This is a genomic window from Woronichinia naegeliana WA131 (assembly GCA_025370055.1).
Lineage (GTDB): Bacteria > Cyanobacteriota > Cyanobacteriia > Cyanobacteriales > Microcystaceae > Woronichinia > Woronichinia naegeliana.
The window spans coordinates 6,522,785-6,536,565 of the sequence record CP073041.1; the positions used below are offsets into that span (position 1 = coordinate 6,522,785).

The 13,781-nt window shown below is 39.4% G+C and carries 8 protein-coding genes and 8 pseudogenes; 10 read left to right on the forward strand and 6 right to left on the reverse strand.

What is annotated here, in order from left to right; all coding sequences use genetic code 11:
- Nucleotides 1–229: 229 nt before the first annotated feature.
- Nucleotides 230–1,566 (reverse strand): annotated as a pseudogene (locus tag KA717_33150) (IS5 family transposase).
- A gap of 59 nt (nucleotides 1,567–1,625) precedes the next feature.
- Nucleotides 1,626–2,051 (reverse strand): annotated as a pseudogene (locus KA717_33155) (IS1634 family transposase).
- 119 nt (nucleotides 2,052–2,170) lie between these two features.
- Between KA717_33155 and KA717_33160 the strand changes: the two are divergent.
- The 3 genes from KA717_33160 to KA717_33170 all read left to right on the forward strand — a co-directional run bounded on the left by KA717_33160 (nucleotide 2,171) and on the right by KA717_33170 (nucleotide 6,389).
- Nucleotides 2,171–3,496, forward strand: coding sequence for an IS4 family transposase (locus KA717_33160; protein UXE64851.1), 1,326 nt, complete (start codon nucleotides 2,171–2,173; stop codon nucleotides 3,494–3,496).
- A gap of 155 nt (nucleotides 3,497–3,651) precedes the next feature.
- Nucleotides 3,652–4,764, forward strand: a complete 1,113-nt coding sequence (locus tag KA717_33165; GenBank protein ID UXE60369.1) for a transposase — start codon at nucleotides 3,652–3,654, stop codon at nucleotides 4,762–4,764.
- A gap of 497 nt (nucleotides 4,765–5,261) precedes the next feature.
- On the forward strand, nucleotides 5,262–6,389 hold the full coding sequence (locus tag KA717_33170) for an ISAs1 family transposase (GenBank protein ID UXE60370.1): 1,128 nt from the start codon (nucleotides 5,262–5,264) through the stop codon (nucleotides 6,387–6,389).
- Between the two features lie 255 nt (nucleotides 6,390–6,644).
- Here KA717_33170 and KA717_33175 read toward each other — a convergent pair.
- Nucleotides 6,645–7,894 (reverse strand): annotated as a pseudogene (locus tag KA717_33175) (IS5 family transposase).
- 48 nt (nucleotides 7,895–7,942) lie between these two features.
- On the opposite strand from KA717_33175, the gene KA717_33180 reads away from it, so the two are divergent.
- Complete coding sequence (locus KA717_33180; protein ID UXE60371.1) at nucleotides 7,943–8,146, forward strand: hypothetical protein; 204 nt, start codon at nucleotides 7,943–7,945, stop codon at nucleotides 8,144–8,146.
- Here the strand turns inward: KA717_33180 and KA717_33185 are convergent.
- On the reverse strand, nucleotides 8,119–9,033 hold the full coding sequence (locus KA717_33185; protein UXE60372.1) for an ISKra4 family transposase: 915 nt from the start codon (nucleotides 9,031–9,033) through the stop codon (nucleotides 8,119–8,121). The two genes, KA717_33180 and KA717_33185, sit on opposite strands and share 28 nt — an antisense overlap.
- Nucleotides 8,999–9,259 (reverse strand): hypothetical protein, encoded by a 261-nt coding sequence (locus KA717_33190; protein UXE60373.1) that lies wholly within the window; start codon nucleotides 9,257–9,259, stop codon nucleotides 8,999–9,001. Before KA717_33190 ends, KA717_33185 begins: the two co-directional genes overlap by 35 nt.
- A 108-nt stretch (nucleotides 9,260–9,367) precedes the next feature.
- Between KA717_33190 and KA717_33195 the strand changes: the two are divergent.
- From KA717_33195 to KA717_33220, 6 genes and pseudogenes are all read left to right on the forward strand, one after another.
- Nucleotides 9,368–10,649, forward strand: a pseudogene (locus KA717_33195) (ISKra4 family transposase).
- Nucleotides 10,650–10,684: 35 nt separating this feature from the next.
- Nucleotides 10,685–10,933 (forward strand): annotated as a pseudogene (locus KA717_33200) (transposase).
- Between the two features lie 186 nt (nucleotides 10,934–11,119).
- Complete coding sequence (locus KA717_33205) at nucleotides 11,120–11,263, forward strand: hypothetical protein (protein UXE60374.1); 144 nt, start codon at nucleotides 11,120–11,122, stop codon at nucleotides 11,261–11,263.
- A gap of 55 nt (nucleotides 11,264–11,318) precedes the next feature.
- Nucleotides 11,319–12,600, forward strand: a pseudogene (locus KA717_33210) (ISKra4 family transposase).
- A 34-nt stretch (nucleotides 12,601–12,634) separates the two neighbouring features.
- Nucleotides 12,635–12,922 (forward strand): annotated as a pseudogene (locus tag KA717_33215) (transposase).
- 224 nt (nucleotides 12,923–13,146) lie between these two features.
- Nucleotides 13,147–13,338: pseudogene (locus KA717_33220) on the forward strand (ISKra4 family transposase).
- On the opposite strand, the gene KA717_33225 reads toward KA717_33220, so the two are convergent.
- Nucleotides 13,311–13,466, reverse strand: coding sequence for a hypothetical protein (locus KA717_33225; protein ID UXE60375.1), 156 nt, complete (start codon nucleotides 13,464–13,466; stop codon nucleotides 13,311–13,313). The pseudogene KA717_33220 and the gene KA717_33225 sit on opposite strands and share 28 nt — an antisense overlap.
- Nucleotides 13,467–13,781 lie beyond the last annotated feature (315 nt).

The window sequence follows — 13,781 nt, forward strand, 5'->3', positions numbered from 1 at the left end:
TAGGGCTTGCTGAAAAAGTCAAAAAACGAAAGAAATGTGGGTTAGGGAAGTATGGACTGAAAAAGCATAGATAACTTATCCTTATGGAAACAAATCAAAATACAGATTTTGTTTAATCTATTGTTCCTTTCTGTCTAAAAAGGTCAACACAAATCACTCCTCACAAAAGAGAGGAAAATTAACACCATTTTTCACAAGAAAAACGACTCTACAACTTTTTACTTTTTGTCTTCTGAAGTAGAGTAGAAAGATGCATTACCAAAAAGTTCATCGCAATTACCGTTTCCGAGGTCTCAGGTAGTTTGGCCATCACTCGACCAAGACTAAATTTCCTCTTTCCCTGTCCGAATTTACCCTCAATGGCATTACGCACTCTTTCATCTGAGCGTGCCTCTTTCTTTTTTTCTTTGCTCACCTCTTTCGGCGGTCTTCCCAATCGGGGACCACTCATTCTTATATCCCTTTCTTTACAATAAGCTCGATTCGCTTTTGTTCGATAGATTTTATCCACATGAACCGATTCCGGATAACATCCTGTTTCCCTTTTATATTCTTCTATTCGCGCTTGTAAATCTCCCGATTCGTTGTAATTATCCCAACTTAATTTGTCTAAGAAGACAAAGCCATTCACATTACTTGCCGATATTTTAGCTCCAAACTCTACTGCTTTTCCCGCTTTTCCACGCACTATTGGACGCACGTGAGGTTGGCTTACACTCACAATTCTGTTTTCTACTTTATTTGTCTTTTTTTCATACATTTCTAACTGTTGCTCATACACTTTTCCTATCGTTACAAGCTCTTCTTGCTCTTTTTTCGTTAGTTTTTCTAACTTTGCTCCCTCTTCTATCATTTTTTCTATATCAGACAAGTTTCTTTTTATATATCCTAGTTGTTTTTTTGTTCCTTTTCTTCTTTCTTTTTTTGACACACGACGTTTTTTTGCTATGGCTAAGTACTCTTTTCTTGCCACTTCCCTATAAGTCCTCGGCTTTTCTTTCCTTTTCTCTTTTATTTCTTCATACAGCTTATCTATTATTTTTTCTGTTTTTTCTCTGGCATCATTCAATATTCCTATATCCGTTGGATATTTTATATCTGCTGGTGTACAAGTCGCATCTAACAATAACTTTCCTTCATTTTCTTTTTTTTCTGACGCTACACCCGTCGCTTTTTTTCTATTTCTTTATTAATTTTATTTATTAATTCCATTCCTATTTTTTTACGAAAATGAACCATCATTGACGCATTAAATGCTTCTTTGCTACTATAGCTTTCCATTCCTATAAAGTACTGTAAATAAGGGTTCTCTTTTATTTGTTCTACTGTTTCTCTGTCACTTTTTCCTGAAATTTCTTTGATAATTAATGCTCCTAATGCCATTCTAAATGATTTGGCTGGGGCTCCTTTTTTTTCTGTGAAGTTTTTTGCATATTCTTCCTCATATTCTTCCCAAAGAATCATTTTTGACATTTCTATCCAACGATTTTCTTCGTCTAACTGCCCGCCGAACAGATTTTTCAAGTTTTCTGGTGTTTCAATTGAGTACTGTTGCTTTCGGTACATCTGCTTTCTCTCTTCTTAATGCAATGGTTTTGAGGCATTCTACCCTATTTTCGTGCATTCTAGCGGTTCTTAATTCGCCTACTATTTTTCTCCGTAAAGGTTTCAGCTTTTTTCAGCAAGCCCCAAGTAGTAGCCCCAAAAAAGCCTAAAAGCCTCTCTCGCTCAAGCGTGAGATTGATAATTTGGGGACAATTATCCAGTACAACCCAATGAATCCCCCTCAAAGTCTGAAAAATCAAACGCAGAGTCGGAGGTTGAGTCGGCTTTCCCAACTGATTAGGCACAGTCTCCTCCTGCTCTGCCAGAGCCTGTCTCAGTTTACGTTGCCCCAAGCTGTACACCAACAAACACAACGGCATAATGAAAGTCAATGCCATAATCCTCTCAGGGGTTTTGAGGAAAACACTCGAAGCAAAAAACAGAGGGTCTTTAAGAAAGCGAAAACCCCGCTCAACCCCTTGCTGTTGCTTGTAGTGGACAAGCATTTGCCATTGGTGTCAACTTAAGCCAAAATGCCTACTCACAAAAGATTAGCCTAAAAGCAGGCGGAAGTAAGAGTAGGCTGAAAAAAAGGTTAGTATATAAAAAAGTGAGCAAAAAACAAATGGCAAGACAACATCCTCGGAGAAAAGGAAACCCAGACTTACGTCGTAAGACAAATCAGCCAGGGGTAGAAATCCCTGAAATAACAAAAGAGTTGTTTGAATTACTAGAACCCACAATGTTTACACCATTAAAATATTTACAGGGAACTCATGAGAAAATGATGAGAGATAGGGTATTAAATTTACCAGTAATGGTGGCATTAGTGTTAAGTATAGTGTATCGTCAAATAGCGGGTATAAGTGAAGCGGTAAGACTGTTAGAGGAAGAGGGATTGCTATGGGTAGCATCATTAAAAGTAAGCAAACAGGCAGTATCAAAAAGAATGATGAATGTGCCAGCCGAAATATTTGCAATATTACTAAAAGAAGTGTTAGAAAAAGCAGCCGAAAAAGGGAAGAAGCTCCAAGTAGGAGAAAAATGGGAAAAAATAAGAGAAAAGTTTAGTGCAGTGTGGATAGCAGATGGCTCAACGCTAGAGCAGATAAGGAAAAATATGAAAATAAGTAAAGAAGAAAAGAGTAAATTGGGGGGTAAAATAATGATGGTAGTGGAAGCCTTTACCCAAAGACCCGTTACTTTATGGTACACAGAAAATGATAAATCAAATGATAAAATATGGTGTGAAGAATTGGCAGCTAAATTACCAGAAAATGGTTTAATTCTCGTAGATATGGGATTTTTTAGCTTTGTGTGGTTTGATTTGTTAACAGAAGCTAAAAAGTTTTTTCTAACCAGATTTAGAGCGGGTACATCTTACAAAACCAAACAAGTATTGTCTCAAGGTAGTCATTACAGAGATGAGATTATCATTATGGGAAATTACCGTTCTAATCCTTGCAAGCATCCGGTGAGATTAGTCTCAGTATTATGGGGAACAATCTGGTATCAGTATTTAACAAATGTGTTGTCTCCCGAACAACTGTCCGCCGAAGAGGTCTGTGATTTATATCGAAGACGATGGACAATCGAAGAAGCCTTTTTATTAACGAAAAGACTTTTAGGACTAGCCTATTTATGGGTAGGGAATAAGAATGGTGTCCAAATCCAGATTATTTGCACTTTGATTTTCTATACGGTCTTAAATCAATTGGTAGGGGAAGTGGCGATTGCTCTAAATCAACCGAAAGAAAAAATCTCAGTAGAGATGGTGTTTCGGAGTCTATACTATGTAGCGAAGGCTATTGCTAGAGGAGAAAAGCCTGATACAGTAACCTATCTGGCTGAACGTGCTAAGTTATTTGGTTTGGTCAAAGCTGAGAGAAAGCGACATCGAGAAAAGGCCGCTCTCAATCAACAAATTTGGGAACCCATTCCTTTAAGTTGACACGGATGAGCATTTGCTCATCGCTCAACGAGGTTTTATCTAGGGTCTGCTGAAAAAGTCCACAAAACTTACATCTTGCAGCAGAACAAAAGAACGACTGGCGGAAAGGGTCAAGAAAGTGGAAAAAGGAGTAGAAGTGAAAAAACAGCAAAACAATGGAAACCATTCTTATACAAGCCCAGACCCTAGTTTATACATTGCTAGGTTTGATGCCGACCTCCTATCAACGCGATAGTTTGCAGGCAATGTTGGGGCTATTCCTAGAAGCTCAAGGTCATCCTCTACCCCAACATAGTCAAACAAAATCACCCTCGGCCTTAAGCCGATTTTTGAATCAGTATGATTGGGGTACTCGCCAAATTATCCGAGCAGTGCGAAAAGCAATTCTCAAAGAACTACTTACCTATGCTCCAAGAGGAAGACGACCTTGGTTGCAGGTGATTGTGGACTTAACGACACTGGAGAAATGCGGAAAATTTAAGGCTTTTGAGCATTTAATTCATGTTCTTCACGGGAAGAGGGGTTTACATCTTTTGGTGATTTATCTGGTGATAGGAGAATTTCTAGTCCCCTGGGGATTTCGAGTTTGGAGAGGTAAAGAAACAAGAAGTCCCGCTCAACTCGCGGTGCGATTAGTGGATAGCCTACCCAAAGAACTCCTGAGTGCTTTTCGGGTTGTCATTTTAGCCGATACCGCCTTTAGTAGTGTGCAATTCCTTCAAGCGATGAAAAAACGCCGTCTTGCGGTTATCGTCGGTGTGCGTTGTGACCGTAAATTAGCTGATGGTCGTCAGCTTCGTGATTTGCTCAAAAAAGGACAACAGGTCACTCTTGATGGATTATCTTTCCCTGTTACTATCTCTTGGTTCTACCTCAAACGTAACGGCAAACTCGAAAAACGCTTCGTCTTATCGACTCGTCCTCTTAAGTCCAGTACCATTATCTGGTGGGGACGGCGAAGATGGAGTATTGAGGGCTTTTTCAAGACCGTAAAACATCGTTTTGGTTTACATCGTTTTGGTCAACAAACTCTTCTGGGGGTTTATCGCTGGTTGCTTCTTTCGATGATTAGTTTTCTTCTTGCCCATTGGGTTTATCTTTCTACTGACTCCTCTAAACCACCTGATTGGGGTCAAGCTTCTGCTTCTGCTCTTCAGACACTTTTTCCTGATGTTGCTCTTTGTTCCCTTTTTTCTCAAGTCGAGCGATTACGTCCACTTTTGCAATCTTTTGGACTCCAACTTCAGTTAGTTGCTGTCACAACTTAGAACATGAGTTTTGGTGCAAGATGTAAGCAAAACGAACCTAGATGCCACAAGACGCCAAAAATGGTGACTTCAGAGAGTTGTTTCCAATTTCAACCCCCAGTTTTCCAACGACGTGCATGGGCTTTGAGCCTCCAAAGTCTATAACCTTGCACCTGATCGTTTTTAAAATACTTGAAAGCATTATCTGGCAAGGGTTCTATACTTATTCAGCAAGCCCTATCTAACTGATTCGTCGCCAAGACAAAACGTCCTGCTGTCTGCTCTGAAGCTTGAATTTTATCAATATTGAGGCTTAAAGTGGCTTGAGCATGGTAGCTAAGACGAGTGGGCTGTTCATGGGGGCGGGGTTTACCCCGATGACCGTAATGAGGTTTTTCTACTATGGTTAGGGCGTGTCATCAATCAGGGCGAACGCATCTAAAAATGATACAGATACAAGAACATTATAGAGGGATGGATAAGGGAAAATAAGGGAAAGTGCATAGAAAACAAAAGCGATGAAACTCCGACCCAAATATAGACTGGTAGAACACTTTGCCGAAATAGATGACCCTCGCATCGAACGAACAAAACGGCATAAACTCATTGATATTCTAACGATTGCCATCTTAGCCGTCATTTGTGGAGCAGAAGGTTGGGTAGCCATGGAAAGTTTCGGCAAGGCTAAACATCAATGGCTAAAAAAAATTTTGGAATTGCCAAATGGCATCCCCTCCGACGATACGTTTGCGCGTGTATTTGCTAGTCTGAATCCAGAGCAATTTCAAGACTGTTTTCTGCATTGGGTCAAAAGTATAGCGGAGGTAAGTGAAGGGGAAGTGATAGCGATTGACGGCAAAACCCTTCGCCACTCCTATGATAATGCCAACGGAAAGGGCGCAATTCAGATGGTAAGTGCATGGGCAACAGCAAATCGTCTAGTACTAGGACAGTGCAAGGTGGAAAGCAAATCGAATGAAATCACGGCGATACCCAAACTCCTGAAAATGCTAGAGGTCAAAGGTTGTATCGTAACGATTGATGCCATGGGAACTCAGACAAAGATTGCCCAACAGATAGTAGGGCGAGGGGGAGATTATGTTTTGGCATTGAAAGGCAATCAAGGTAATCTATGTGAGGATGTTGAACAATTATTTGCTCATGCTCAATCGATTAATTTTGTGGGAATTAAGCATGATTTCCATCAAACAATAGACAAGGGACATGGACGGATTGAAATTCGCCGTTGCTGGACGATGGAACAAACAGAATTTTTGCTGGGTGGGGAGAAATGGGCAAAGTTGACGAGCATCTGTATGATTAAAGCGGAGAGACGATTGAAAGACAAAACAGAGTATGAGACTCGCTACTATATCAGTAGCCTGCCGAGTAATGCTCAAAAATTATCCCAATCTGTTCGTAGTCATTGGTTGATAGAAAACTCTTTACATTGGGTTCTAGACTTGGCCTTCAATGAGGATGCTTGTCGCATTCGTAAGGATTTTGCTCCTGAGAATTTAGCCGTCTTACGCCATATCGCTCTTAACTTGCTCACAAAGGAAAATACTCTGAAACTTGGTATCAAGAATAAACGGCTACGCGCTGGTTGGGACGAGGACTATCTCCTTAAGGTTTTACTCGGATAAGATGCGTTTGCCCTGTTCTGGGTAAATAGGGCTTGCTGAAAAAGTCAAAAAACGAAAGAAATGTGGGTTAGGGAAGTATGGACTGAAAAAGCATAGATAACTTATCCTTATGGAAACAAATCAAAATACAGATTTTGTTTAATCTATTGTTCCTTTCTGTCTAAAAAGGTCAACACAAATCACTCCTCACAAAAGAGAGGAAAATTAACACCATTTTTCACAAGAAAAACGACTCTACAACTTTTTACTTTTTGTCTTCTGAAGTAGAGTAGAAAGATTCATTACCAAAAAGTTCATCGCAATTACCGTTTCCGAGGTCTCAGGTAGTTTGGCCATCACTCGACCAAGACTAAATTTCCTCTTTCCCTGTCCGAATTTACCCTCAATGGCATTACGCACTCTTTCATCTGAGCGTGCCTCTTTCTTTTTTTCTTTGCTCACCTCTTTCGGCGGTCTTCCCAATCGGGGACCACTCATTCTTATATCCCTTTCTTTACAATAAGCTCGATTCGCTTTTGTTCGATAGATTTTATCCACATGAACCGATTCCGGATAACATCCTGTTTCCCTTTTATATTCTTCTATTCGCGCTTGTAAATCTCCCGATTCGTTGTAATTATCCCAACTTAATTTGTCTAAGAAGACAAAGCCATTCACATTACTTGCCGATATTTTAGCTCCAAACTCTACTGCTTTTCCCGCTTTTCCACGCACTATTGGACGCACGTGAGGTTGGCTTACACTCACAATTCTGTTTTCTACTTTATTTGTCTTTTTTTCATACATTTCTAACTGTTGCTCATACACTTTTCCTATCGTTACAAGCTCTTCTTGCTCTTTTTTCGTTAGTTTTTCTAACTTTGCTCCCTCTTCTATCATTTTTTCTATATCAGACAAGTTTCTTTTTATATATCCTAGTTGTTTTTTTGTTCCTTTTCTTCTTTCTTTTTTTGACACACGACGTTTTTTTGCTATGGCTAAGTACTCTTTTCTTGCCACTTCCCTATAAGTCCTCGGCTTTTCTTTCCTTTTCTCTTTTATTTCTTCATACAGCTTATCTATTATTTTTTCTGTTTTTTCTCTGGCATCATTCAATATTCCTATATCCGTTGGATATTTTATATCTGCTGGTGTACAAGTCGCATCTAACAATAACTTTCCTTCATTTTCTTTTTTTTCTGACGCTACACCCGTCGCTTTTTTTCTATTTCTTTATTAATTTTATTTATTAATTCCATTCCTATTTTTTTACGAAAATGAACCATCATTGACGCATTAAATGCTTCTTTGCTACTATAGCTTTCCATTCCTATAAAGTACTGTAAATAAGGGTTCTCTTTTATTTGTTCTACTGTTTCTCTGTCACTTTTTCCTGAAATTTCTTTGATAATTAATGCTCCTAATGCCATTCTAAATGATTTGGCTGGGGCTCCTTTTTTTTCTGTGAAGTTTTTTGCATATTCTTCCTCATATTCTTCCCAGGGAATCATTTTTGACATTTCTATCGGGTGTGACCTTTAGTTGATGAAGGAAAAGAAAAGTGTTAACATGAGATGAAAAGTGACAAAGAGGAAACAATGATGACAGCAAAACTAATTAATGTAGAGGGTTCAAAGATAAAAATAGAACTAACATTAGAACTCAGTCGTTCAATGTTGGATACAGAAATAAATATTCAAAAAGGCTTAAACGAAGGGGTGCGACCTTTAGTTGATAAAAGCTGTTGTAATCAGGGTTCTACAGGGAACCCATATTGATCAAGTTTTGCCCAAAATTGACTCCATCGTTCCTTGGTCAATACCAAAGCTCGTAGGCTCAAAATAATTCCTGCTCCTTTTTCCTTCCATCGCATCCCTGAACAACATAATCGTTGTTTGACCAACGTCTTACAAGCTGCTTCCGTAACACCTGAACCAATCGGATACTTTTTCTCTAAGTATTCAGCATAATCCATTTGATGCTGATGATTCTCGTAATAAGTAATCGCCGCTTGTAGTTTCTCGGTAAGATTCTTAGAATGACTTTTTTCTTCTTTGACTTCTTTCATCAGATTTAGCAGTTCTCCTGCTTTTCCTTTTTCATGCTTGAGTTCTCGACAATTTTCAGTCAACCATTCTTTTTGTTTTGACACTGTATTAGGATGCAACGCTTCTGCCAAGGCACCTAAGTAACCAGAGGCATGATAGAAATCTAATATCTGTTCTTCCGTTTGCTTTTCTAAAAACTTCCAATTTGATTCTGCCCCGTCTGCTATCCCGACCAATGTTGCCTCTGGATAACGGTTTTTCGCTCGCTCAATTTCTCTTTCCAATCTTTCTAGAAAACTCTTTTTTCCATACTCTGGTGCCGCACCTAGATAGATTGTAGGTTGACGTTCGCCTTCACTATCGTATAGGGAAACGGTTCCCACCATTGCTTCACGGTAGCCATCCTCACACATCAGCATACAGGTTCCATCTAATCCTATTCCCACTGTTGCAATTTGGCTATCCTCCTTGGGCGGGGCATAACTCCACGCTTCTTCTTTTGCCTGTACCACACTTCCTACTGCTTCACTCAATCTTTGGATATAGGATAGCGCTACTTTTCTACCATGATTTTCTAATAAATCATTTTTCACCTCTTTGCCTGCCATCCCTGACATTTTTGAGGATACCTGTTTTGCCAATAATGGCGTTGATGTTATGATTATCCTTGCTTCTCTTTCTAAGGGGCAATACGTTTTTCCTCAAAGGTGAACGCTGATATACATGACGATTCACTATAACCTCACCATAAGGTGTTTGATATTCTTTCGGTTGCTCTCCCTTACTCTTCCAGATTTCTTCACCGATTTTTAAGGGTGAACCATCTGTATCTAAATATTTCAAGGCTTCTTTGCTGGCGATGCAACCTACTTCGTTTGGGTGTGACCTTTAGTTGATGAAGGAAAAGAAAAGTGTTAACATGAGATGAAAAGTGACAAAGAGGAAACAATGATGACAGCAAAACTAATTAATGTAGAGGGTTCAAAGATAAAAATAGAACTAACATTAGAACTCAGTCGTTCAATGTTGGATACAGAAATAAATATTCAAAAAGGCTTAAACGAAGTAGGTTGCATCGCCAGCAAAGAAGCCTTGAAATATTTAGATACAGATGGTTCACCCTTAAAAATCGGTGAAGAAATCTGGAAGAGTAAGGGAGAGCAACCGAAAGAATATCAAACACCTTATGGTGAGGTTATAGTGAATCGTCATGTATATCAGCGTTCACCTTTGAGGAAAAACGTATTGCCCCTTAGAAAGAGAAGCAAGGATAATCATAACATCAACGCCATTATTGGCAAAACAGGTATCCTCAAAAATGTCAGGGATGGCAGGCAAAGAGGTGAAAAATGATTTATTAGAAAATCATGGTAGAAAAGTAGCGCTATCCTATATCCAAAGATTGAGTGAAGCAGTAGGAAGTGTGGTACAAGCAAAAGAAGAAGCGTGGAGTTATGCCCCGCCCAAGGAGGATAGCCAAATTGCAACAGTGGGAATAGGATTAGATGGAACCTGTATGCTGATGTGTGAGGATGGCTACCGTGAAGCAATGGTGGGAACCGTTTCCCTATACGATAGTGAAGGCGAACGTCAACCTACAATCTATCTAGGTGCGGCACCAGAGTATGGAAAAAAGAGTTTTCTAGAAAGATTAGAAAGAGAAATTGAGCGAGCGAAAAACCGTTATCCAGAGGCAACATTGGTCGGGATAGCAGACGGGGCAGAATCAAATTGGAAGTTTTTAGAAAAGCAAACGGAAGAACAGATATTAGATTTCTATCATGCCTCTGGTTACTTAGGTGCCTTGGCAGAAGCGTTGCATCCTAATACAGTGTCAAAACAAAAAGAATGGTTGACTGAAAATTGTCGAGAACTCAAGCATGAAAAAGGAAAAGCAGGAGAACTGCTAAATCTGATGAAAGAAGTCAAAGAAGAAAAAAGTCATTCTAAGAATCTTACCGAGAAACTACAAGCGGCGATTACTTATTACGAGAATCATCAGCATCAAATGGATTATGCTGAATACTTAGAGAAAAAGTATCCGATTGGTTCAGGTGTTACGGAAGCAGCTTGTAAGACGTTGGTCAAACAACGATTATGTTGTTCAGGGATGCGATGGAAGGAAAAAGGAGCAGGAATTATTTTGAGCCTACGAGCTTTGGTATTGACCAAGGAACGATGGAGTCAATTTTGGGCAAAACTTGATCAATATGGGTTCCCTGTAGAACCCTGATTACAACAGCTTTTATCAACTAAAGGTCGCACCCTATAAGAATGAGTGGTCCCCGATTGGGAAGACCGCCGAAAGAGGTGAGCAAAGAAAAAAAGAAAGAGGCACGCTCAGATGAAAGAGTGCGTAATGCCATTGAGGGTAAATTCGGACAGGGAAAGAGGAAATTTAGTCTTGGTCGAGTGATGGCCAAACTACCTGAGACCTCGGAAACGGTAATTGCGATGAACTTTTTGGTAATGAATCTTTCTACTCTACTTCAGAAGACAAAAAGTAAAAAGTTGTAGAGTCGTTTTTCTTGTGAAAAATGGTGTTAATTTTCCTCTCTTTTGTGAGGAGTGATTTGTGTTGACCTTTTTAGACAGAAAGGAACAATAGATTAAACAAAATCTGTATTTTGATTTGTTTCCATAAGGATAAGTTATCTATGCTTTTTCAGTCCATACTTCCCTAACCCACATTTCTTTCGTTTTTTGACTTTTTCAGCAAGCCCTAATTACAACGAATCGGGAGATTTACAAGCGCGAATAGAAGAATATAAAAGGGAAACAGGATGTTATCCGGAATCGGTTCATGTGGATAAAATCTATCGAACAAAGGGTGTGACCTTTAGTTGATGAAGGAAAAGAAAAGTGTTAACATGGGATGAAAAGTGACAAAGAGGAAACAATGATGACAGCAAAACTAATTAATGTAGAGGGTTCAAAGATAAAAATAGAACTAACATTAGAACTCAGTCGTTCAATGTTGGATACAGAAATAAATATTCAAAAAGGCTTAAACGAAGTAGGTTGCATCGCCAGCAAAGAAGCCTTGAAATATTTAGATACAGATGGTTCACCCTTAAAAATCGGTGAAGAAATCTGGAAGAGTAAGGGAGAGCAACCGAAAGAATATCAAACACCTTATGGTGAGGTTATAGTGAATCGTCATGTATATCAGCGTTCACCTTTGAGGAAAAACGTATTGCCCCTTAGAAAGAGAAGCAAGGATAATCATAACATCAACGCCATTATTGGCAAAACAGGTATCCTCAAAAATGTCAGGGATGGCAGGCAAAGAGGTGAAAAATGATTTATTAGAAAATCATGGTAGAAAAGTAGCGCTATCCTATATCCAAAGATTGAGTGAAGCAGTAGGAAGTGTGGTACAGGCAAAAGAAGAAGCGTGGAGTTATGCCCCGCCCAAGGAGGATAGCCAAATTGCAACAGTGGGAATAGGATTAGATGGAACCTGTATGCTGATGTGTGAGGATGGCTACCGTGAAGCAATGGTGGGAACCGTTTCCCTATACGATAGTGAAGGCGAACGTCAACCTACAATCTATCTAGGTGCGGCACCAGAGTATGGAAAAAAGAGTTTTCTAGAAAGATTAGAAAGAGAAATTGAGCGAGCGAAAAACCGTTATCCAGAGGCAACATTGGTCGGGATAGCAGACGGGGCAGAATCAAATTGGAAGTTTTTAGAAAAGCAAACGGAAGAACAGATATTAGATTTCTATCATGCCTCTGGTTACTTAGGTGCCTTGGCAGAAGCGTTGCATCCGAATACCGTGTCAAAACAAAAAGAATGGTTGACTGAAAATTGTCGAGAACTCAAGCATGAAAAAGGAAAAGCAGGAGAACTGCTAAATCTGATGAAAGAAGTCAAAGAAGAAAAAAGTCATTCTAAGAATCTTACCGAGAAACTACAAGCGGCGATTACTTATTACGAGAATCATCAGCATCAAATGGATTATGCTGAATACTTAGAAAAAAAGTATCCGATTGGTTCAGGTGTTACGGAAGCAGCTTGTAAGACGTTGGTCAAACAACGATTATGTTGTTCAGGGATGCGATGGAAGGAAAAAGGAGCAGGAATTATTTTGAGCCTACGAGCTTTGGTATTGACCAAGGAACGATGGAGTCAATTTTGGGCAAAACTTGATCAATATGGGTTCCCTGTAGAACCCTGATTACAACAGCTTTTATCAACTAAAGGTCGCACCCCGAACAAAAGCGAATCGAGCTTATTGTAAAGAAAGGGATATAAGAATGAGTGGTCCCCGATTGGGAAGACCGCCGAAAGAGGTGAGCAAAGAAAAAAAGAAAGAGGCACGCTCAGATGAAAGAGTGCGTAATGCCATTGAGGGTAAATTCGGACAGGGAAAGAGGAAATTTAGTCTTGGTCGAGTGATGGCCAAACTACCTGAGACCTCGGAAACGGTAATTGCGATGAACTTTTTGGTAATGAATCTTTCTACTCTACTTCAGAAGACAAAAAGTAAAAAGTTGTAGAGTCGTTTTTCTTGTGAAAAATGGTGTTAATTTTCCTCTCTTTTGTGAGGAGTGATTTGTGTTGACCTTTTTAGACAGAAAGGAACAATAGATTAAACAAAATCTGTATTTTGATTTGTTTCCATAAGGATAAGTTATCTATGCTTTTTCAGTCCATACTTCCCTAACCCACATTTCTTTCGTTTTTTGACTTTTTCAGCAAGCCCTACTTAGAGAAAAAGTATCCGATTGGTTCAGGTGTTACGGAAGCAGCTTGTAAGACGTTGGTCAAACAACGATTATGTTGTTCAGGGATGCGATGGAAGGAAAAAGGAGCAGGAATTATTTTGAGCCTACGAGCTTTGGTATTGACCAAGGAACGATGGAGTCAATTTTGGGCAAAACTTGATCAATATGGGTTCCCTGTAGAACCCTGATTACAACAGCTTTTATCAACTAAAGGTCGCACCCTTTCTATCCAACGATTTTCTTCGTCTAACTGCCCGCCGAACAGATTTTTCAAGTTTTCTGGTGTTTCAATTGAGTACTGTTGCTTTCGGTACATCTGCTTTCTCTCTTCTTAATGCAATGGTTTTGAGGCATTCTACCCTATTTTCGTGCATTCTAGCGGTTCTTAATTCGCCTACTATTTTTCTCCGTAAAGGTTTCAGCTTTTTTCAGCAAGCCCTATTTAGTATGACGGCGACGACAGTGGGATTATCTAAAGATAAGGGTAAGGGTTGGAGGATGGCTTTACGTTATGGTTTAGGGGATACTCCTCAATCGGGGATTCACTCTGCTAGGAAAGTTAAAAAGAAGCCAGGGTCAGAGAATATTTTTGAGACATTGCCCCTATTTCAATCGTAGATTTTAAAAAAGA